The 20765-nt window shown below is 70.5% G+C and carries 23 protein-coding genes; 7 read left to right on the forward strand and 16 right to left on the reverse strand.

Features of this window, described 5'->3' with window-relative positions; translation table 11 throughout:
- The first annotated feature begins 397 nt into the window (after positions 1 to 397).
- The 5 genes from RG19_RS03595 to RG19_RS03615 all read left to right on the forward strand — a co-directional run bounded on the left by RG19_RS03595 (position 398) and on the right by RG19_RS03615 (position 4560).
- A complete protein-coding gene (locus tag RG19_RS03595) occupies positions 398 to 856 on the forward strand; it encodes an FKBP-type peptidyl-prolyl cis-trans isomerase (RefSeq protein ID WP_058834070.1) in 459 nt (152 codons plus the stop codon).
- Positions 857 to 902: 46 nt separating this feature from the next.
- Complete coding sequence (locus RG19_RS03600) at positions 903 to 1469, forward strand: YqgE/AlgH family protein (protein ID WP_058834071.1); 567 nt, start codon at positions 903 to 905, stop codon at positions 1467 to 1469.
- 27 nt (positions 1470 to 1496) lie between these two features.
- On the forward strand, positions 1497 to 1997 hold the full coding sequence (ruvX, locus tag RG19_RS03605) for a Holliday junction resolvase RuvX (protein WP_058834072.1): 501 nt from the start codon (positions 1497 to 1499) through the stop codon (positions 1995 to 1997).
- 113 nt (positions 1998 to 2110) lie between these two features.
- Positions 2111 to 3043, forward strand: a complete 933-nt coding sequence (locus RG19_RS03610) for an aspartate carbamoyltransferase catalytic subunit (RefSeq protein ID WP_058834073.1) — start codon at positions 2111 to 2113, stop codon at positions 3041 to 3043.
- 128 nt (positions 3044 to 3171) lie between these two features.
- Entirely contained in the window at positions 3172 to 4560 is a 1389-nt protein-coding gene (locus RG19_RS03615) for an amino acid permease (RefSeq protein WP_058834074.1), read from the forward strand.
- A 159-nt stretch (positions 4561 to 4719) separates the two neighbouring features.
- On the opposite strand, the gene RG19_RS03620 is transcribed toward RG19_RS03615, so the two are convergent.
- From RG19_RS03620 to RG19_RS03690, 15 genes are all read right to left on the reverse strand, one after another.
- On the reverse strand, positions 4720 to 5631 hold the full coding sequence (locus tag RG19_RS03620; RefSeq protein WP_082672450.1) for a carboxylesterase family protein: 912 nt from the start codon (positions 5629 to 5631) through the stop codon (positions 4720 to 4722).
- A 23-nt stretch (positions 5632 to 5654) separates the two neighbouring features.
- The gene (locus RG19_RS03625; RefSeq protein WP_058834075.1) at positions 5655 to 6428 is read right to left on the reverse strand and encodes a DUF1294 domain-containing protein; all 774 of its coding nucleotides are present in this window, start codon (positions 6426 to 6428) and stop codon (positions 5655 to 5657) included.
- Between the two features lie 7 nt (positions 6429 to 6435).
- On the reverse strand, positions 6436 to 7797 hold the full coding sequence (gene mgtE / locus RG19_RS03630; protein ID WP_058834076.1) for a magnesium transporter: 1362 nt from the start codon (positions 7795 to 7797) through the stop codon (positions 6436 to 6438).
- A 200-nt stretch (positions 7798 to 7997) separates the two neighbouring features.
- Complete coding sequence (ptsP, locus tag RG19_RS03635) at positions 7998 to 9734, reverse strand: phosphoenolpyruvate--protein phosphotransferase (protein ID WP_058834077.1); 1737 nt, start codon at positions 9732 to 9734, stop codon at positions 7998 to 8000.
- Complete coding sequence (locus RG19_RS03640; RefSeq protein WP_058834078.1) at positions 9734 to 10003, reverse strand: HPr family phosphocarrier protein; 270 nt, start codon at positions 10001 to 10003, stop codon at positions 9734 to 9736. Before RG19_RS03640 ends, ptsP begins: the two co-directional genes overlap by 1 nt.
- A gap of 33 nt (positions 10004 to 10036) precedes the next feature.
- Entirely contained in the window at positions 10037 to 10429 is a 393-nt protein-coding gene (locus RG19_RS03645; RefSeq protein ID WP_058834079.1) for a PTS sugar transporter subunit IIA, read from the reverse strand.
- A 245-nt stretch (positions 10430 to 10674) separates the two neighbouring features.
- Complete coding sequence (gene rapZ, locus RG19_RS03650; protein ID WP_058834080.1) at positions 10675 to 11541, reverse strand: RNase adapter RapZ; 867 nt, start codon at positions 11539 to 11541, stop codon at positions 10675 to 10677.
- Complete coding sequence (gene hprK / locus RG19_RS03655; protein ID WP_058834081.1) at positions 11538 to 12500, reverse strand: HPr(Ser) kinase/phosphatase; 963 nt, start codon at positions 12498 to 12500, stop codon at positions 11538 to 11540. Before hprK ends, rapZ begins: the two co-directional genes overlap by 4 nt.
- A 186-nt stretch (positions 12501 to 12686) precedes the next feature.
- The gene (gene hpf / locus RG19_RS03660; protein WP_058834082.1) at positions 12687 to 13013 is read right to left on the reverse strand and encodes a ribosome hibernation-promoting factor, HPF/YfiA family; all 327 of its coding nucleotides are present in this window, start codon (positions 13011 to 13013) and stop codon (positions 12687 to 12689) included.
- Positions 13014 to 13288: 275 nt separating this feature from the next.
- A complete protein-coding gene (locus tag RG19_RS03665; RefSeq protein WP_058834083.1) occupies positions 13289 to 14737 on the reverse strand; it encodes an RNA polymerase factor sigma-54 in 1449 nt (482 codons plus the stop codon).
- 35 nt (positions 14738 to 14772) lie between these two features.
- Entirely contained in the window at positions 14773 to 15492 is a 720-nt protein-coding gene (gene lptB, locus RG19_RS03670; RefSeq protein WP_058834084.1) for an LPS export ABC transporter ATP-binding protein, read from the reverse strand.
- The gene (lptA, locus tag RG19_RS03675; protein ID WP_058834085.1) at positions 15492 to 15992 is read right to left on the reverse strand and encodes a lipopolysaccharide transport periplasmic protein LptA; all 501 of its coding nucleotides are present in this window, start codon (positions 15990 to 15992) and stop codon (positions 15492 to 15494) included. Before lptA ends, lptB begins: the two co-directional genes overlap by 1 nt.
- A complete protein-coding gene (lptC, locus tag RG19_RS03680) occupies positions 15973 to 16533 on the reverse strand; it encodes an LPS export ABC transporter periplasmic protein LptC (RefSeq protein ID WP_058834086.1) in 561 nt (186 codons plus the stop codon). Before lptC ends, lptA begins: the two co-directional genes overlap by 20 nt.
- Positions 16530 to 17072: a KdsC family phosphatase gene (locus RG19_RS03685; RefSeq protein ID WP_058834087.1), complete on the reverse strand. Its 543-nt coding sequence runs from the start codon at positions 17070 to 17072 to the stop codon at positions 16530 to 16532. Before RG19_RS03685 ends, lptC begins: the two co-directional genes overlap by 4 nt.
- A 60-nt stretch (positions 17073 to 17132) precedes the next feature.
- Positions 17133 to 18143, reverse strand: coding sequence for a KpsF/GutQ family sugar-phosphate isomerase (locus RG19_RS03690; protein WP_058834088.1), 1011 nt, complete (start codon positions 18141 to 18143; stop codon positions 17133 to 17135).
- A gap of 137 nt (positions 18144 to 18280) precedes the next feature.
- On the opposite strand from RG19_RS03690, the gene RG19_RS03695 reads away from it, so the two are divergent.
- On the forward strand, positions 18281 to 18511 hold the full coding sequence (locus RG19_RS03695) for a BolA family protein (protein ID WP_058834089.1): 231 nt from the start codon (positions 18281 to 18283) through the stop codon (positions 18509 to 18511).
- A gap of 45 nt (positions 18512 to 18556) precedes the next feature.
- The gene (gene murA / locus RG19_RS03700) at positions 18557 to 19816 is read left to right on the forward strand and encodes a UDP-N-acetylglucosamine 1-carboxyvinyltransferase (RefSeq protein ID WP_058834090.1); all 1260 of its coding nucleotides are present in this window, start codon (positions 18557 to 18559) and stop codon (positions 19814 to 19816) included.
- A 224-nt stretch (positions 19817 to 20040) separates the two neighbouring features.
- On the opposite strand, the gene RG19_RS03705 is transcribed toward murA, so the two are convergent.
- A complete protein-coding gene (locus tag RG19_RS03705; RefSeq protein ID WP_058834091.1) occupies positions 20041 to 20763 on the reverse strand; it encodes a DUF3108 domain-containing protein in 723 nt (240 codons plus the stop codon).
- Between the last annotated feature and the right edge of the window lie 2 nt (positions 20764 to 20765).

The following is a 20765-nucleotide window of genomic DNA, read 5'->3' on the forward strand; positions in this document are numbered from 1 at the left end:
GCCCGCCGCTTGTGCGGCGGGCGTTCGCCAAGTCCCGCGGCAGTGCCGCCGTAAGCTCACCCATGGCGCGCTTGACGCGACACCCGGCCGCCTGGACACGGCTCATCTGGACTCTCGCAGCGACGCTTCGGTGCCCAGTGGGAAGAAAAACCACGCCAGTGAATGGCCGATGCGGCGTCGGGACTGGGGTGTGCGGAGAGCAGGCCATGGATGGCCTGCGGCGGCGAGTCAGCCATGGATGGCTGACCGAGCCGAGGAGCATGCCCCGGTTCCGGCGCCGTCCCCGCCGAAGCCCCCAAACTCACCTGCTTTCGCCCTGACTGTCCTTTCGCGCGCTTGCGTCCTTCACGCCCGACGCGCAAAGATCGCCCGCATCGTAAATACCGGAGTCGAGGACATGGAAATCGCGAACCGCCGGGTCGGCACGATCCACTTCACCCTGCGCGACCTGGAGGGCGGGGAGATCCTGAGCACCGCGGGCCGCCAGCCGCTGGTGTACCTGCACGGCACCGGCACCATCCTGCCGGGTATGGAGCAGGCGCTGGAGGGACGCGCCCAGGGCGAGCGTTTCTCCGTCGAGATCGCGCCGGAGCAGGGGTTCGGGCCGCGCCACGATGCCCTGGTGCAATCCGTGTCGCGGAGCATGCTCGATGCCGGCACCGAGCCGGTGGTGGGGCAGAAACTCCAGGCGCAGACCGCCGGCGGCCCGCTGGAAGTGGTGGTGACGGCGGTGGAGGGCGACACGATCTCCGTGGACGGCAATCATCCGCTGGCGGGACAGACGTTCGTGGCCGAGGTCGACGTGGTCGAGGTGCGGCTGGCGACGCCGGACGAGTTGCAGTTCGGGATTCCCTGACCGGCCGCGGCGCGACCATCGGGTGGACAGGCTCTAGAATGGGCGCATGCAGACCGAACCCACGCCGCTCGCCAGCCAGTTGCTGATCGCGCTTCCTGCGCTGGCCGATCCCAATTTCGCCAAATCCGTCGCGTTGATCTGCCAGCACGACGACGACGGTGCGATGGGCGTGCTCGTCAACCGGGTGTCCGAGTACACCCTGGGCGACGTGTTCGAGCAGATGGGCATCGACGGCGGCGAGGCGATGTTGCGGGCGCAGCCGGTCCTGGCCGGCGGTCCGGTGCATCCGGAGCGGGGCTTCGTCGTCCACGACGGAGACCACGGCTGGGACTCCAGCCTGCGTATCGCCGACGACCTTTACGTGACCACCTCGCGCGACGTGCTCGAGGCGATGGCCCGTGGCGAAGGCCCTGCGCGGGCGCTGGTCGCCCTGGGCTGTGCCGGCTGGGGCGCCGGTCAGCTCGAGCACGAACTGACCGAGAACACCTGGCTGACGGCGCCGGCCGATGCCGAGCTGCTGTTCGCCCTGCCGCTGGACGCGCGCTGGGAAGCCGCCGCCGGCCGCATCGGCGTCGATCTGTTACGCGTGGCGGACTATGCCGGCCATGCCTGATGCCCCCCGTTCGATGAGCGCCGCCCGATGAGCGGTGACCCCGCCGATGTCGCCCCGGGCGACGCCAACGGGAGCATCCGCGCCGATGGCACGGTGTTCGGCTTCGACGTCGGCGCGCGGCGCATCGGTGTGGCGGTCGGCAGCCGGTTCGGCCACGGCGCGCGCGCGCTGGCGGTGATCGACGTGCACGACGGGCGCCCGGACTGGTCCGCGCTCGACCGCCTGCGCAACGAGTGGAAGCCCGACGGCATCATCGTCGGCGATCCGCTCACCCTGGCCGATGGCGACCAGCCCGCACGGCGCCGCGCGCATGCCTTCGCGCGCGCGTTGCGGACGCGCTACACGCTGCCGGTGCTGCTGATGGACGAGCGGTCGAGCTCGATCGAGGCCGCACAGCGCTTCGCCGAACAGCGCGCCGAAGGCCGCCGCAAGCGCCGCGATGCCGCCGCGCTGGATGCGATGGCCGCCGCGATCATCGTCGAGCGTTGGCTGGCCGCGCCGGGCGATGCCGTCGCCTTGCCGGATTAGGCCTCGATGGCGTCCGCGCACCGTGTCGTTTCATCCGCCGCGATCGACAGCGCTGCGGTGGGTGTCGCCGCACGCCGTCCCGTCATTCCCGTTCCCGCACACCGCCCACGCCCATGACCGACCAGTTCGATGCCTCCGGCCGCCTGCGCCATCTGCTCACCCTCGACGGCCTGCCGCGTGCGGCGCTGGATGCTCTGCTCGATCGCGCGCAGGCGATGGTCGACGGCGACGAAGTCAATGCGCGACTGGCCGGCACCGCGGTGTGCACGCTGTTCTTCGAACCCTCCACCCGCACGCGGCTGAGCTTCCAGCGCGCCAGCCAGCGGCTCGGCGCGGACGTGCTGGGCTTCGATGCGTCCACGTCGTCCACCACCAAGGGCGAAACCGCACTGGACACCTTCCGCAATATCGAGGCGATGGGCGTGCGCGGCTTCGTCGTGCGGCATGCCGACGACGGTGCCGTCGCCGCACTGGCCGCCGCCGCGGCGCCGGGTTCGGCACTGGTCAACGCGGGCGACGGCCGCAGCGCGCACCCGACCCAGGGGCTGCTCGACATGCTGAGCCTGCGTCAGGCCAAGGGCCGCGACTTTTCCGGGCTGAAGGTCGCGATCGTCGGCGACGTGCGCCACTCGCGGGTGGCCCGCAGCGATCTGCAGGCGCTTCGCACCCTCGGTGCCGGCGAGATCCGCGTGTGCGGGCCGGCGGCGCTGCTGCCCGATGCGCAGACGCTGGCCGGTTGCGTGGTGTCGCACGATCTCGACGATGCGCTGGAGGGTGTGGATGCGGTGATGATGCTGCGGTTGCAGCGCGAGCGCATGGTGGAGGGTTTGGTCGATTCGCTGGAGGACTATCACCGCGACTATGGTCTCGATGCGCGCCGCCTCGCGCGTGCCGCCGCGGCCGCGGTCGTTCTGCACCCCGGTCCGATGAACCGCGGCGTCGAGATCGACGACGACGTGGCGGACGGCCCGCAGTCGCTGATCCTGCGCCAGGTCGCCAACGGCGTGGCGGTGCGGATGGCGGTGCTGGAAACCCTGCTGGGCTGAGAGCCGTCCACGACCCGTCGGCGGCGGTATCGGCGTATAGCGGTACGGCAGGATGCCTGGCGCCGGCGCGCCGCCTCGGCGAGGCGGCAATCCGGTATCGTGCCGCCTTCCCATCCCGCGGTCCGCCCATGTCGTCGAACGATCCCCATGCGTCCCTGAGCGCCCAGGCGGCCGCGTCGTCGGCGCACGCGCTCAAGCCGCGGCAACTGGTGATGATGGGCCTGGGCAGCGCGATCGGCGCCGGCCTGTTCCTCGGCTCGGGCGTGGGCATCCAGGCGGCCGGACCGGCGGTCTTGGTGTCGTATCTGATCGCCGGCGCGCTGGTGATCGTGGTGATGCACGCACTGGGCGAGATGGCCGCGGCCAAGCCGGCCAGCGGCGCATTCTCGGTCTATGCCGCCGACGCGATGGGGCCGACCGCGGGCGCCACGGTGGGCTGGCTGTGGTGGCTGCAGGTGGTGATCGTGATCGCCGCCGAAGCGGTGGGGGCCGCGGGGCTGCTCGCCACGATCTGGCCGTCGCTGTCGGTGCCGGGTCTGGCGCTGTGTTTCATGGTCGTGTTCACCGCGGTCAACCTGCTGGGCGTGCGCAACTTCGGCGAGTTCGAGTTCTGGTTCGCGATCCTGAAGGTGCTCGCGATCCTGGCCTTCATCGCCATCGGCATCGCGCTGGTGGCAGGGTGGTTGCCGGGCGTGGCGTCGCCGGGGCTGGGCCACCTGCTCGGGCCCGACGGCTTCGCACCGCGTGGCTGGGCCGGCATCGGTGCGGCATTGCTGGTGGTGGTGTTCGCGTTCGGCGGGACCGAGATCGTCGCGGTCGCCGCCGCCGAGACCCACGACCCGGCGCGCAGCCTGGCGCGGGCGATCCGCACCGTGGCCTGGCGCATCCTGGTGTTCTACCTCGGCTCGATCGCGGTGATCGTGGCCGTGGTGCCGTGGGACAGCGCGGCGCTGGCGTCGCCGTTCGCGGCGGTGCTGGAGGTCGCGCGCATTCCGGGCGCGGCCACGGCGATCACCCTGGTCGCGGTGATCGCGCTGCTGTCGGCGCTCAACGCCAACCTCTACGGCGCCTCGCGAATGATCTGGTCGTTGGGCCAGCGCGGCGACGCGCCGGGCCTGCTGGGCCGCAGCGACCGCCGCAACGTGCCGGTGGCCGCGGTGCTGGCGAGCGTCGCGTTCGGCTTCCTGGCGGCCGCGCTGGAACTGCTGTTCCCGCAGCGCGTGCTGCCGCTGCTGCTCGATATCGTCGGTGCGACCTGCCTGCTGGTGTGGACGTTGGCACTGGTGTCGCAGTTCATCCTGCGCCGTCGGGCCGACCGCGCGGGTACACCGCTGCCGTTTCGCATGCGTGCGTTTCCGGCGCCGACACTGGTCGCGCTGGCGACGTTGGGCGTGATCTTCGCGATGCTGGTCGCGTCGCCGGCGACGCGCATGCAGTTCCTGTCCATGACCGCATTGACCGTCTGCATCGCGGCCCTGAATGCGCTGGCGCAGCGGACGCGCCGCCGCGCCGCATAGTCACGCACAGCCCGCACTCCGGCCTCGTGCCAGCCTCGTGCCGGGCGAAAAGCCGGCGCCACGTCGGGTCGGGTCGGGTCGATTGCAGGAGGCCCGATGCCCGAACAGGGGTGTGAGGCATCCTGGTCGTCGCCGCGGGCGGCGATGACGGGGGCGTCGTCAGCGCCGTTGCGCGAACAGCCACGGCCACAGCGCCGGGGTCGCGTACGCCGCGTCCCAGCTGTTGTGGTTGGCGTCGGGGAATTCGGTGTAGCGCACATCCGCGCCGACGGCCTGCAGGGCCGCGACCATGCGACGGGACTGCTCCGGCGGCACCACGTCGTCGCGTGCGCCGTGGAAGACCCAGCTGGGAATCGCACGCAGGCGCCCGGCGGCTTCGGCGAAGGGGTCGGCTGCCTCGTGCGTCGCGTCGACGAACAGCGTCTCCAGGTCGGGCCGCGTGCCGGGAGGGGTGATGCCGCCGCAGACCGGCACCAGCGCGGCGAAGCGCTCCGGCTCGCGCAGTGCCAGCGACCAGGTGCCGTAGCCGCCGCGCGACATGCCGGTGAGGGTGGTGCGATGCGGATCGCCGCCGAATTCGGCGCTGGCCGCGTCCAGGGCGGCCAGCGCCATGGACGCGGTGTCGCCTTCCCAGGAGGCCTCGGCCGGCGATTGCGGGAATACGACCAGAGCCTGGAAGTCCGCCAGCCGGGTCCGCAGGTACGGGCCGAGTCCGGCCCGGGTCTGGCTGTCGCCGTCGTCGCCACGTTCGCCCGATCCGTGCAGGAACAGCACCACCGGCAACGGCCGAGGCAGGGCCGTCGCGGGGACGAAGACCTGATACGTCCGCCCGCCCTGCGCGGTGCCCAGGGTCCGTCGCACGAAATGCCCGGTCTCGTCCGCAGGCGGCGCGTCGCCGTCGCCGATGGCGCCGCCACCCGGCCGGCCGATCTGGGGGGGCGGCGACGGCCGCGCCCACGTCGGCAGGCAACCGACGGCCCCGGTCAGGGCGAGCGCACCGAGCAGCCGGCGGCGCCCGGCGGTGTGCGCTTCGGCTGTGGTGTCATGGTGCGGGTTGGATGGCGCGGGCATGGCGGAGCTCCGGTACGGCGGCGTCAGGCGAATGTCCACAGCACCAGGGCCAGCAGGTGCAGCGCGATCATCGCGATGTACACCCTACGGTATGCCGGCTTGGCGCGTTTGTGACGCAACACCTGTTGGGCCAGGCCGGCGGCCGGCCAGCCACCGAGCAGTTCGAGCAGATGCAGGTGCGCCTCCGGCGTACGCCAGCGTCCGGTCCGGGCGGCATGCTTGTCGAGGGCGAACGCCACGAACGCGAGGCCGTTCAAGACCGCCAGCACGCCCAGGGCGGCCGTCGGCAGGCGGCCGGCCGAGATCGCGGCGGCCAGCACGCCCAGCCAGACGGAGACGACGAACCCCAGCGTCAGCAGCCCGCCGCGCGCGGACGTTCCGGCCGCTTCGCCGGCGCGAGCCGATCGGGCGACAGGAGGGCGCCTGGACGTGTTCGAGGTCTTGCCGCGGGAGGCGGTCTTCGACGATCGGGCGATCCCGCGTTTGCCGGACGGACGCGCGGTCCGCGAGGCGCTGGCCGTGGAGGTGCGGGTCGGGGCTCGACCGGACGCGTGCGACGCCGGCGTGGGAATCGAGGCGATGCGCACCGCCTGCCAGCGACCGTCATCGTCGCGCTGCGGGGTGAAGCGGACCCGCTCGCCCGCCGTGGGGCGTGCGCCATCGGCGCCGTAGTCGCGGATGTGGAAGAACAAGCGATCGGGATCGCCGGACGCAGGCGTTTCCGGGACGATGAAGCCGAAGCCGCGCGCGTCGTCCCAGCGTTCGATGCGGCCGAATGCGGCGGGACGCTTCGCCACGCCCGCCTCAGCGCAGCAGGATGAGCGTGGCGAGCCCGAGGAAGCTCAGGAAGCCCATCACGTCGGTGACCGCGGTGACCACCACCGTGCCGGCCACCGCCGGGTCGATACGCATGCGCTTCATCGCCAGCGGCACCAGCACGCCGGCCAGGGAGGCGCACAGGAAATTGATCACCAGGGCCGCAGCGATCACCAGCGACAGGTGCCAGTCGCGGAACCAGACCAGCGCGATCAGGCCGACCAGCGCACCGATCAACAGACCGTTGATCAGCGCGACGCGCACCTCCTTCCACAGCAGGATCAGCGCATTGCTGGCGCCCACCTGGCCCAGCGCGAGGCCGCGCACCATCAGGGTGAGCACCTGCACCGAGGCGTTGCCGCCGATGCCGGCGACGATGGGCATCAGCACGGCGAGCGCGACGATGCGCTCGATGGTGGCTTCGAACTGGCCGATCACCGATGCGGCGACGAAGGCGGTGATCAGGTTGATCCCCAGCCACACCACGCGGCCGCGCACCGCGCGGCGGATCGGCGAGAACAGATCCTCGTCGTCGTCCAGACCGGCGGCGCCCAGCGCCTGGCGTTCGGCCTGTTCGCGGATGATGTCGATCACGTCGTCGACGGTGATCCGGCCCACCAGCACGTTGCCGTCGTCGACCACCGGTGCCGACACCCAGTCGTGATCGGAGAACTGGCGCGCCACATCCTGTGCGGATTCCTCGACATGGATCGCGGTCAGCGACTCGTCGATGAGCTGGTTGATCGGCGTGCCGGGCTCGCGGGTCACCAGATCCTGCAGCGACACCCAGCCGATCAGCTGGTGGCGGCGGTTGACCACGTACAGATGGTCGGTGTGCTCGGGCAGCTCGCCCCTCAGGCGCAGGAAGCGCAGCACCACATCCACCGTGGTGTCGGCGCGTACCGTCACCACGTCCGGGTTCATCAGACGGCCGGCGGTGTCCTCCTCGTAGGACAGCGCCTGTTCCAGGCGCTCGCGATTCTCGCGATCCATCGACTGCAGGACCTGGCCGGTGACCGCCTCGGGCAGATCCTCGACCAGGTCGGCCAGATCGTCGATGTCGAGGTCCTCGACCGCGGCGACCAGCTCGTCCGGATCCATGTCCGCGATCAGGCTCTCGCGCACCTCGTCGCCGACGTGGACCAGCACCTCGCCGTCGTCCTCGGCATCGACCAGCCCCCACACGACCATGCGCTTGTCGTGCGGCAGCGATTCGAGCAGGTTGCCGATCTCCGCCGGCGACAGCGTGTTGACCAGGCGGCGCACCGGACCCAGCCGCCCGCTGTCGAGCGCGTCGGAGAGCATGCGCAACTGGCGCGCGGTCTTGTCGTGGCGGGAGGTATCGGCCATACGATGCGTCGCGTCTGGGGGGCGGTCGCAAGCGCGGGTAACAGGTCCGCACGTCCGTGAGGGAACGTGGAAGCCGGTACGCGTCGCGTTCTGGGGGTGCCCGCGGAGTGGAGGTCCGCCGCGATCCGCAAACCGCGACAGGTCAGGTGTTCATCCCCGCATTATCGCCCGTATGGCGTGAACGGCGAAAGGCGCGGCGCTCAGGACGCCTCGGGTGGGACGAGCGGATGACGCGCGAGCCAGCGGCCGATGCCGGCGCGATCGCGTGCCCGCAACAGGCCGCCGCAGGCGCGGCGCAATGCGCCGAGGTCGTAGCCGCGGATGGCGCGGCGGACTTCGAGCAGGGTGCCGGGATGCAGGCTGAACTCCTCCAGCCCGAGTGCCAGCAGCAGCGGCACGGCGCTTGGGTCGGCTGCCATTTCGCCGCAGACCGAGACAGGTTTGGCATGCCGTCGTCCCGTGCGGATCACATCGCGCAGCAGCCGCAGGACCGCGGGATGCAGCGGGTTGTAGAGATCGCCGAGGGCGTCGTTGTTGCGGTCGGCGGCGAGCAGGTACTGGACCAGATCGTTGGTGCCGATCGACAGGAAGTCGACCAGGTCCAGGAACGACGTCAACGCCAGTGCGGCCGAGGGCACTTCGATCATCGCGCCCAGCGGAATGTGATCGGCCACGTCGTGGCCTTCCGCGCGCAACGCGGTCCGTGCGCGCCGGATGGTCGCCGCCACGTGTTCGAGTTCCTCGCGTCCGGAGACCATCGGCACCAGGATGCGCAGCGGGCCATACGCCGATGCGCGCAGGATCGCCCGCATCTGGGCGACGAACACCTCGTCGCGCGCCTGCGACAACCGCACGCCGCGGCAGCCCAGGGCCGGGTTGGGTTCACGGGTGAGGCTGAGCCCGGTGCGGTCGGCCTTGTCGGCGCCCAGGTCGAGGGTGCGAATGGTGACGGTGCGTCCGGTCATGCCGAGCACCGCGTCGCGGTAGGCGACGAACTGCTCGTCCTCGTCGGGCAGCGCGTCGCGCTGCAGGAACAGGAACTCGGTCCGGTACAGGCCCAGGCCGGCGGCGCCGAGCGCGTGCGCCTCGGCGATGTCGGCGCGCGATTCGGCATTCGCGTACAGGCGGATGTCGACGCCATCGAGCGTGCGCGTGGGCTCCCGGCGCAGCCGATGCAACTGCTTGCGCTCGCGCTTGTCGTCGCGCCTGCGGACGCGGTAGGCGCGCAGGTCGTCAGCGTCGGGAGCGAGCACGACCCGGCCACCGCCGCCGTCGACCACCAGCACGTCGCCGTCGTTGATGTGCTGGAGGATGTCGCCGGTGCCCACCACCAGCGGCAGGTGCAGGCTGCGCGCGAGGATGGCGCTGTGCGACAGCGGGCTGCCCCCGGTGGTGACCACGGCGAGCACGCCCTGGGCCTGGAGCTGGGCGAGTTCCGAGGGCGCCACGGCGTGGGTGACCAGGATTTCGCCGGCGACGCCGGTCAGATCGGCCCGGCCGCGATGCAGGGCGGCATGGAGCCGGCCGATGACGTGGTCGAGATCCTCGACGCGGCTGCGGAAGTAGTCGTCCTCCATGCCTTCGAACACGGCGGCGAGCCGGTCGCGCTGCAGGCGCAACGCGTAATCGGCACTGTAACGGCCCTCGCGGATGAGGTCGTCGAGGCCCTGCAGCAGATCCGGATCGTCCAGCAGCAGCGCGTGCAGGTCGAGGAACTCGCCGATCTCGTGCGCCAGCGCGCCGTGCAGGCGCTCGCGCGCGGCCCGCAGCTCCGAGCGGACCTGTTCGAGTGCGGCATGCAGGCGGGCCCGCTCGGGCGCGACCGCTTCCGGGGGAATCTGCTGCTCGGCGATCTCGAACACGTGCGGCAGCCTGACCCGGGCGTGGCCGAGGGCGTTGCCCTTGGAGGCCGCATGCCCGGAGAAGGCGCGCCGCATCAGCTGTCCTCGTCGAACCGCCGCTCGAACAACGCGGCCACGGCATCGGCCGCGGCCGCCTCGTCGCTGCCGTCCACGCGCAGGGTGACCGGCGTACCGGGGCCGGCGGCGAGCAGCATCACGCCCATGATGCTCTTGGCGTTGACCTCGCGTCCCTTGGCGACCAGCGTCGCACCGCAGGCATAGCCCGACAGCAACTGCACCAGGCGCGCGGTGGCGCGTGCGTGCAGGCCGAGACGGTTGGAAACCATCAGTTCGCGTTCGATCATGGCAGGTCTCCGGAGCCGTTACGGGGCGCGGTGTCAGACATCGTCGTGGATGACCCCGGCACGAGCGCCCGCGGCGGCCACGGCGGGCAGGTCCTGCAGCCCGAGCTCGGGGTAGTTCATGACCCGCAGCAGCATGGGCAGGCTGAGCCCCGACACGCGACGCGCGGGGGTGCCGAGCCTCGCGACACGTGCCGCGAGGTTGCTCGGGCTCGCGCCGTAGAGGTCGGTGAGGATCAGCACGCCGTCGTCGCCTTCCACCCGCCGCAGCGCGGCGCTGGCGGCGGGCAGCAGGGCGTCCGGGTCTGCGTCGAAGGGAACCTCGAAAGCCTCCGTTCGCAGCGGCAAGTTACGCAGCAGCTGTTGTGCGACCGCGACCAGGGACGGGCCGATGCCTTCGTGGGTGATGAGGAGGATGCCGACAGCCATCGCCACAAGTTAACAGACGGGTATGAAACTCAGGAAGCACCCGGGCAGGCGATTCGCACGCGCTTTCGCGTTGCCGCGCCGTTCGCGCGAAGGTCGGGCGGCTCCGCACGGTCGACCCTGCGGGCGACGCCCTTCGTGCTCCCGGAGGCGGCGCGCGCAGCCACCGGTGGATTCGCCTGCGGATTTCTTCGCCTTGCGATGGGCCGTTGCCTCACATCATCGCCGCGCGGGCGTTGCAGGCGCGGTCAGTCCAGCTCGCGATGGTGCGTGGCGACGTCTTCCCAACCGCTAGCGCGCGCGTGCGCGGCCAGGCGTTCGGCCAGATAGACCGAGCGGTGGCGGCCGCCGCTGCAGCCGACGGCGATGGTGACGTAGCTGCGGGTGGCCGAGCGCATCCGCGGCAGCCAGATGTCGAGGAAGGCGGAGACCTGTTGCAGGTATTCGCCGAACTCGGGGCTGCCGTCGAGGTACTCCGCCACCTCGCGGTCGCGCCCCGACAGCGGCCGCAGGCGCGGATCCCAATGAGGGTTGGGCAGGGCGCGGGCATCGAACACGAAATCCGCGTCCGAAGGCACGCCGTGGCGGTAGGCGAAGGATTCGAACAGCAGCGACAGCGAGGTGTCCGCCAGGCCCAGCTCGGTGATCACCCGCCGGCGCAGTTGGTGCACGTTGAGGTCGGAGGTGTTCACGACCGCATCGGCCAGGGTGCGCAACGGCTTGAGCACCTGACGCTCGCGCGCGATCGCATCGGCCAATGACAGGCCGAGGTGGCTAAGCGGATGCCGGCGCCGGGTGTCGGCGTAGCGGCGGATCAGCACCGCATCCTCGGTGTCGAAGAACACCAGGCGCGGGTCGAATCCCATGCTGCCGACCTGCGACAGCCAGTGCGAGACCTGAGTGAGTTCCTGATGCCGGTTGCGCACGTCGATGCCCACGGCGAGCTTGCGCGGGGTCTCGGCCTCGCGGCCGACGCTGTCGACGAAGGCGGGCAGCAGGTCGGCGGGGAGATTGTCGGTGCAGTAGTAGCCCAGGTCCTCGAGCGTCTTGAGTGCGACGGACTTGCCGCTGCCGGACATGCCGGACACCACGACCATGGTGGGACGTTCGCTCATGGTCCTCCCCGTTCGAGCAGATGCGAGTGGCGCGCGATGAACATGGCCGCGGGGTCCACGCCCTTCGCGCGCAGGATGTGGATGCGTGCGGCGGCCTCGGTCAGCACCGCCAGGTTGCGGCCGGGCATCACCGGCAGGGTGATCATCGGGACCTGGAGATCGAGCACGGAGCGTGCGCCGAGGTCGCCGGTCAGGCGCTCCATGCCGCCCTGGTCGACGTTCGGCTCGGGATGCTGGTCGGGCCGGGCGAGGTGCACGATCAGGCGCAGGTACTTGTTCCGCTTCACCGCGGTGTCGCCGAACATCTCGCGGATGTTGAGGACGCCCAGACCACGCAGCTCCAGCAGATCCTGCAGCAGCTCGGGGCACGTGCCGTCGAGCACGTCGGGGGCGATCTGGGTGAAGTCGGGCGCGTCGTCGGCGACCAGGCGATGCCCGCGGGTGATCAACTCCAGTGCCAGTTCGCTCTTGCCGGAACCGGATTCGCCGGTGATCAGCACGCCGATGGAATAGATCTCCATGAACACCCCGTGCAGGGTGATCCGCGGTGCCAGCACCCGGGCGAGGTGGTACTGCAGGTGGTTGAGCAGTTCGTGGCCGCGACGGGGCGACACCCACAGCGGCGTGTCGGACTCCTCGGCCGCCAGCCGCAGGTCCTCGGGGCAGGACTGGTTCTTGCTGATCACCAGCGCGAGCGGCCGGAACAGCATGATCTTCTGGATCACTTCCCAGCGCAGTCGGGCATCGCGGCCATCGAGCCAACTGAGCTCTTCGGTGCCGAGGATCTGCACCTTGTTGGGATAGATCGTATTGAGATAGCCGGCCAGCGACGGGCGCCGCGCCACGGTTTCCACGGCCTCGAGGAGCCGCTCCTGGCCACGTTGTCCGGCGACCCAGCGCAGGTCCAGCCGCTCCTGCAACTGGTCGAACAGATCCTGCGCGGTGATGCTGGCGTTCATGACCCCAGAGTACCCGCAGATCGCGTCGGCTGTAATCCTGTCGACGCGCGGTCGTTCGGAACTCTCGCGCCGGGCGTGGGGGCGACGCGCAGCTGGCCTCTCCACTTGCGCCGCCGGTGCCCGGCCAGAGCGATCGGCGACCGCCATCGCGCGGTCGTCGCGCGATGGCGGTCGCCGGCGGGCGGGTCAACCGAAACTTTCGCTGCGCGCCGGGCTCTCTCCGCGATGGTGATCCACCATCTTGCTCTTCTGCTTGACCAGCAAGCGATCGATCTTGTCGGCCAGCAGGTCGATGGCGGCGTACATGTCCACGGCGAGGGCATCGGCGTGCAGGCTGCGGCCGGAAATGATCACCGTGGCTTCGGCCTTGTGCTGCGGCTTCTCGAGGCCCAACTGGACGCGCAACTCGCAGGGACGTTCGAAGTGCCGGGCGAGACGTTCCATCTTGGTTTCGACGTAGTCGCGCAGCGCGGGCGTGACGTCGATCTGGTGGCCGTGGATCTCGATACGCATCGGTTGAGCCTCCTGTGTCGGACGGGAACAGCATGGCCCGGAATGCCGCCGGTGTGGTTGAAAAGAGGTTAACCGGCGGCGGCGCCGTCGACGGCCCGGGCAGGAGGTGCGACATCGATGCCGGGGGGAAGGTTCCGCGCCTCGGTCCCGGCCGACGCCAGGTCGGTCCGCAGCAGTCCAGACGCGCTCCAGCGCTGTTCCGGTCGGGCCTCGGTGCGGTTCGACAGCGGGCCGAGGCCCCAGTACCGGGCCGACCGCGTGCCGGCGCGTGGGCGTCAGCCCAGACGCACGCGGTCGTGCGAGGACGGGATGTTGAGCGCTTCGCGGTACTTGGCGACGGTCCGCCGCGCCACCGGCACGCCGGCGGCCTTGAGTTCGTCGGCCAGGCGGGCGTCCGACAGCGGCTTGCGAGGATTCTCGGCATCCACCAGGCGCCGGATCATCTGCTGGATCGCGGTGCTCGAGGCCTGGCCGCCGGTATCGGTGCCGACTCCCGAGGCGAAGAACGCACGCAGGGGCAGGGTGCCGCGGGGCGTGTGGACGTACTTGCGCGCGATGGCGCGCGACACGGTGGATTCGTGCATGCCGATGTCGGCGGCGACTTCGCGCAGCGTCAGCGGGCGCAGCGCCTGCGGGCCGAACTCCAGGAACCCGGATTGCTGCCGGATCAGGCAGCGCATGACTTTGAGCAGGGTCTCCCCGCGCGCCTCGACGTTGCGCAGCAGCCAGCGGGCCTCCTGCAGGCGGCCGCGGAGGTAGCCGGCGTCGGCTTCGCTGGCGTGCTGGATCATGCGCTCGTAGCCGCGGTGAATGGTCAGGCGCGAGTGCGGGCCGCCGATCAGGCGCACCTTCCACACACCGTTGCGGCGTTCGACCGCACAATCCGGGGCCACGTACGCGTCGCTGTCGACACCGCCGATCTGGGCGCCGGGTCGGGGATCGAGCGAGCGAAGCAGATGCAACGCGGTTTCGGCATCGGCCTGGGTGGAGGCCAGGGCGTCCGCCAGGCCGCGGGCGCCCAGCCGGGGCAGGGATTCGATCAGCTCGGCGGCGATGCGCAACGCGAGCGTGCGGCCCGGCGCGTCCTCGGGCAGGGCCAGCAGCTGCACTTCGAGGCATTCGCGCAGGTCGCGTGCGCCCACGCCGACCGGGTCGAGCATCTGGATCTGGCGCAGGACCGCGAGGATTTCGTCGTGTTCCCACTGCGCGGGCGGGCCGGGCAGTGCGGCGGCGATGTCGTCGAAGGACGCGCGCAGGTAGCCGTCGTCGTCGATCGCATCGACCAGCGCCTCGCCGATGTGCCGGTCGCGCGGCGACAGGTTGATCAGTCCGAGCTGCCAGGCGAGATGCTCGCGCAGGCTTTCCGTGCGCACCATGCGGTCGGCCGGATCGTAGTCGTCGTCGCCGGTGCCTGCACCGCTGCCGCTGCCGTGCCAGCGCTCGTCGGGCCCCGGTGCGTCCCAGTGATCGGATCCGTCATCGGCACGGCGTTCGTCGGTCGCCACACGCTCGGCGGACGCCTGCTCCGCATCGGCACGCGTGGGCGTGCGCAGTAGTTGGAGATCGTCTTCGCCCTGCCAGTCCAGCAGCGGATTGCTCTCCACCGCGGCGCTGATCTCGGCATCCAGCTCGAGCGACGACAGCTGCAACAGGTGAAGGGCCTGACGCAGTTGCGGCGTCAGGACCAGCTGTTGTCCCAGCGATGTCTGCAGGCGTGCCTTCATCGATCCCCTACGAGGTCATGAACGACGTGGCCGGCCTACAGACGGAACGCATCCCCCAGATAGACCCGGCGTACGTCGGGATTCTCCAGCAGCGCATCCGGCGCCCCCTGCGCCAACACACCACCCTCGGCGAGGATATACGCCCGGTCGCAGATGCCCAAGGTTTCGCGGACGTTGTGATCGGTAATCAGGACGCCGATCCCACGATTCTTGAGATGGCTGATGATCCGCTGGATCTCGCCGACCGAGATCGGGTCTACGCCGGCGAAGGGTTCGTCGAGCAGCATCAGGCGCGGGCGCGCCGCCAGCGCGCGGGCGATCTCCACGCGACGGCGCTCGCCGCCGGACAGGCTGGCGCCCAGCTGGTCGGCGACGTGGGTGATCTGCAACTCCTCCATCAGCGACGCCAGTTCCTGCTCGCGGCCCTTGCGGTCCAGACCTTCTCGCAGTTCAAGCACCAGGCGGATGTTGTCGGCCACGCTGAGCTTGCGGAACACAGACGGTTCCTGCGGCAGGTAGCCCACGCCCAGCCGGGCGCGGCGGTACATCGGCTCGCCGGTGATGTCCTGGCCGTCGAGCACGATCCTGCCGGCGTCGGCCGGCACCAGGCCCACGATCATGTAGAAGCAGGTGGTCTTGCCGGCGCCGTTGGGGCCGAGCAGGCCGACCACCTCGCCCGCGTCCAGGGTCAGGCCGAACTCGCGGACGACCCCGCGCTGTTTGTATTTCTTGCGCAAGCCCTCGGCGACGAGCATCAGTTGCCGCCTTGCTGGCGCGGATTGATCCGCATCTGCACCCGGCCGGCGTCCTGGCCGCCGCTTTCCACGTGGCCGGTGGCCATGTTGTAGACGATGCGCTGCCCGGCCATGGTGCCGCGGGGCTGCTCGAGGTGGGCGTCGCCGGTCAGGATGATGGTGTCGTTGGACAGGTTGTAGTCGACGTTGCGCGCGCGCGCGTTCATCGGCGAACCGTCGTCCATCTCCTGGCGCATCCGCACGAGGTTGCCGGTGAGCACGGCGCGGTCGATGTCGCCGTCGCGCAGGTGGATCTCGGCGCGGTCCGCCTCGATGTGCAGGGTGCCCTGGGTGATGACGACGCCTTCGGACAGCACCGTGGGCGCGCGCTGGTCGAGCGAGCCCTCCTGTCGGCCGGCATCGATGTCCATCGGCTGGTTGCGGTCGGACTGGCGGGCCTGTGCGCTCAACGGGAGCAGCAGGGCCAGCGCCAGCGCCACGCTAGCGGCGCCTGGGTTCATAGCGTTGTTTCACCTCGGAAAGGAACGTGTAGCGCTGGTCGGCCAGGTCGACCTCCATGCCGCGACCCTCGATTCTAGAGCCGGGTTGCTGGACGGTCACGAACTCGTCGCTGCGGGCCTGGTTGGTCTCGGGCAGGATGGTCATCCGCTCGGTGGCCAGGGCGATGTCCCGACCGCCTTCTTCGGGGCTGGTCATGCGGACATCGCCTTCCAGGCGCAGCTCGTCGTGCCCGGCGCTGATCCAGCCCAGCTTCGATCGGGCCTGCCAGTGGCCGCCTTCGGTCTCGGGCACGAAGAACAGCGGCGTCTGGATGGTGATGGTGCGCTCGCTCGGGTCCTGTTCCAGCAGGGGCGCGCGCAGGGTGAAGGACTCCTGGCCCTCCTGGTTGAGCGCGGTCATCTCGAAGTCACGCAGCACGTAATCCGAGCGCACAGGACCGGTCGTCACCGCGACCGGATCCGCACGCTGCAGCCAGGCGGACCAGCCGGTGACGATGGCCGCCACGCTCAGCACGATGGTGAGCCAGACCTTCCAGTTCACTGGCCGTCCCCCGGGATCAGGTCGACACGGTTCTGTGCCACCAGCAGCAGGTCGCAGCATTCGCGTGCGGCGCCTTCGCCGCCTGCGGCACGGGCCGTCCAGTGCGCATGGCGGGCCGTCCAGGGGTGCGCGTTCGCAGGAGCCGCGGCCAGGCCGGCGACACGCATGATCGCGAGGTCGGGCAGGTCGTCACCCATGAACGCGACGGCCTCCAGCCCGATGTCCAGGTCTTCGCACAGCGCCTGCACGCTGGCGAGCTTGTCGCGGATGCCGGTCTGCACGGTGATGCCGAGTTCGGCCCCCCTGCGTTCCACCGCCTGGCTGGTGCGCGCGGTGACCAGAGCGACCTCGATGCCGGCGCGCTTGAGCAGCACCAACCCCTGGCCGTCGTGGACATGGAACGCCTTGGCCTCGCCGCCGGCGCTGTCGTAGATCAGGCGACCGTCGGTCAGGGTGCCGTCGACGTCGAAGCAGGCCAGCCGGATCCGCGCGGCGCGGGCGAGCAGGTCGGCAGGGTAGGCGTCGGCGTAATCAGGCATCTTCGAAGGCGGGCATCGTCGGGAGGAGCAGGTGAATGGGGCCGGCGGGCGCGCCAGCAGCTATACCACGCGGGCGCGCAGCAGATCGTGGATGTTGAGCGCGCCGACCACCCGGCGTTCACCGTCCACGACCAGCAGGGCGTTGATCTTGTGGGTCTCCATCAGCCGTGCCGCTTCGGCGGCCAGGGCGTCGGCACCGATCGTGATGGGCGCACGGGTCATGATGTCGGCGATCCTGGTGGCACGGATGTCGGTGCGCTCGTCGGCCAGGGTGCGGCGGATGTCGCCGTCGGTGAACAGTCCGAGCAGGCGCTGGTCGGCGTCGACGACGGCGGTCATGCCCAGACGCTTGCGGCTCATTTCCAGCAGCACGTCGCCGAGACTGGCATCGACCGCGACGCGCGGAACCTCGTCGCCTTCGTGCATGACGTCGGCGATGTGCAGCAGCAGGCGCCGGCCCAGCGCCCCGGCCGGGTGCGAGCGGGCGAAATCGTCGGCGGTGAAGCCGCGGGCCTCCAGCAAGGCGACCGCCAACGCGTCGCCCAGGGCCAGCGACGCGGTGGTGCTGGAGGTGGGGGCGAGGTCCAGAGGGCAGGCTTCGGCGGGCACCGCCACGTCCAGATGCACGTCGGCCTCGCGGGCAAGCGTGGACCCATGGCGACCGGTCATCGCGATCAGCGGGTTGCCCTGGCGCTTGAGCACCGGCAACAGCATCAGGATTTCGTCGGATTCGCCCGAGTACGACAGCGCCAGGACCACGTCGGCATCGGTGATCATGCCGAGATCGCCGTGGCCCGCCTCGCCGGGATGGACGAAGAAGGCCGGCGTGCCGGTGGAGGCGAGCGTCGCGGCGATCTTGCGCGCCACATGCCCGGATTTGCCCATGCCGGTGCACACCACCCGCCCATGGCCGGCCATGATCAGGCCGCAGGCGCGCGAGAACGCCCCGTCGATGCGGGCGCCGATGGCGGCCAGGGCCTGGGTCTCGATCTCCAGCACGCGTCGGCCGCTGGCGGCGAAATCGAAGCCGGGGGCGGGGCGGTGTCCGGACTGCGTGTCGTCTGCGGCCATTTCTCGGGGGCACCCTTTCCGTTAGGCTAAGCGGTTCATTTTATGCGTTGGCGGGCACGAGCGCTCGTTGGCGCCCGCCGCCGGGCGCGCCGGCTCAGGCGGCCTTAATCCGCTCGAGTCTTCAGGAGCCGCGCATCTTGGATGCCACTACGATCCAGAATCTGATCCAGCAGGGCCTGCCCGATGCCCAGGTCGAGGTCCAGGGCGACGACGGCGTGCATTTCGAGGCCTTGGTGGTGAGCGCCCAGTTCCGCGGCAAGCTGCCGTTGGCCCGGCACCGGCTGGTCTACGCCACCCTCGGCGATCTCATGGGCGGTGCGATCCACGCCCTCGCATTGCGCACCCTGACCCCGGAGGAGCACGCCTGACGGGAGCGGCGCGACGCGTCGAGCCCCCCCTGGCGGATCATCAGCATGCAGAAAATCGTCGTCCAAGGTGGCGTGCCGCTTCGTGGCGAAGTCACCGTTTCCGGCGCCAAGAACGCCGTGCTCCCGATTCTGTGCGGCGCCTTGCTGGCCGATGGCCCGGTCGAGATCGCCAATGTCCCGAACCTCCACGACGTGGCGACGACCGCGCGGCTGTTGCGCGAACTGGGCGCCTCGATCGAGCACGATGTCGACGGCGCGCGCTTCCTGATCGATGCGCGCGACGCGCGCGGGCACGTCGCGCCGTACGACCTGGTGCGCACGATGCGGGCCTCGGTGCTGGTGCTGGGGCCGCTGCTGGCGCGACACGGCGCCGCCGAGGTCTCGCTTCCGGGCGGCTGCGCAATCGGCTCGCGCCCCGTGGACCTGCACATCCATGCGATGCAGGCGCTCGGCGCCGAAGTCGAGGTCGAGCACGGCTACATCAAGGCGCGTGCGCGCCGCCTGCGGGGTGGGCGGATCGAGTTTCCCGTGGTCAGCGTCGGCGCGACCGAGAACGCGCTGATGGCGGCGTCGCTGGCCGAGGGCACCACGGTGATCGACAACGCCGCGCGCGAACCGGAGATCGTCGATCTGGCCGAGTGCCTGCGCGCGCTGGGTGCCGACATCGAGGGCGAGGGCGGTGCGCGGATCGTGGTCCGGGGTGTGGAGCGCCTGTCGGGCGGCCGTCATGCGGTGGTCCCGGACCGGATCGAGACCGGCACCTTTCTGGTCGCCGCCGCGATGACCGGCGGCCGCGTGACCGCGACCGCGGCGCGCGCCGATACGCAGCAGGCGGTGCTCGACAAACTGGCCGAGGCCGGCGCGAAGGTCGACGTGGTCGGCGACGCGATCACCGTCGACATGGACGGGCGCCGCCCGCGCGCGGTCGATCTGGTCACCGAGCCGTATCCGGGTTTCCCGACCGACATGCAGGCGCAGTTCATGGCGCTCAACTGCATCGCCGAGGGCACCGGTGTGATCGACGAGCGGATCTTCGAAAACCGTTTCATGCACGTCAACGAACTGATGCGCCTCGGCGCGGACATCCAGATCGACGGTCATCGTGCGACCGTATGTGGTGTGGAGCGGCTGAGCGGCGCACCGGTGATGGCGACCGATCTGCGCGCATCGGCCTCGCTGATCCTGGCCGGCCTGGTGGCCGAGGGCGAGACGGTGATCAACCGCATCTATCACCTCGACCGCGGTTACGAGCACATCGAGCGCAAGCTGTCCGGCCTCGGCGCGCGCATCCAACGGATCGACTGAGCGCGCGAGGGCCAAGGTCAATGCGCGCGGATGGCGGCATGCACGCCGCGCGGACCGTGAGCCGAACCCGGTGGGGACCGTTGGCTTTCTCGGCGACATCAGGGGAGAGCGACGCCGTACCGAAGCCTGCGCACTCATCGGCTTGACCCGCGCCCTCCGAGAAGGGCCATGAAAAAAGCCGCCCGGGGGCGGCCTTTTTCATCAGAACTGCTGCAGCGTCGGAATCACTGGATCGACTGCAACTGCAGGTCGATGTGGTCGCGGCCGTTGCGGCGCTGCAGGATGCGCGCGGGCACCGGCATGTCGTCGACGATCCACGCGGTGATCTGGCGGCTGCCGTCCTCGCGCACCACCTTGGTCGCCTCCCGCTGCTGGCCGGCGACCGAGATCGTCTCCTTGCCCTCGACGCGGAAGTTCTGCTCGCGTGCGCGGCCTTCGTCGACGAGCCGGCAGTTCAGGGGACGGCCGGCCTGCACATCCTGGACCAGGACGAGATTCATCAACATGCCGTCCATGTCGCCCTCGCGCAGCCGCACGGCACCGGTATCGCTGTCGACATCGCCGCTCCAGGTCGCCTGGTTGGCGCTCCAGTCGTACTTGGCCTCCACCGTCTTGCGCTTGACCAGCATCGCGGCCACGCCGGACTCGCCGGCCTGCGAGTCGGTGCTGGTCAGCGGCCGCCAGCGGTCGCCGTGCCGCTCGAACGTCGTGCTCTGGGCCATCCGCGCACCCATGCCGGCGACCTCGAGGCTGTAGGTCCAGCGGTCGTTGCCCGCGGCCTGCAGCTGCATCGTGCCGTTCGCTTGCATGCCCATGAAGTTGGCACGGTACTGCGCGGTGAACGGGTCCATCGCCCAGGTCGCGCCGGCGGTGGCGAGCAGCAGGGCGCCGGCGGCGACGCGCTGCCAGGTACGGCGGATGCTGGGATTGGCGTGGTGTCGGTTCATGG

Source organism: Luteimonas abyssi, from assembly GCF_001482195.1.
In the GTDB taxonomy this organism is placed as follows: Bacteria; Pseudomonadota; Gammaproteobacteria; order Xanthomonadales; family Xanthomonadaceae; genus Luteimonas; species Luteimonas abyssi.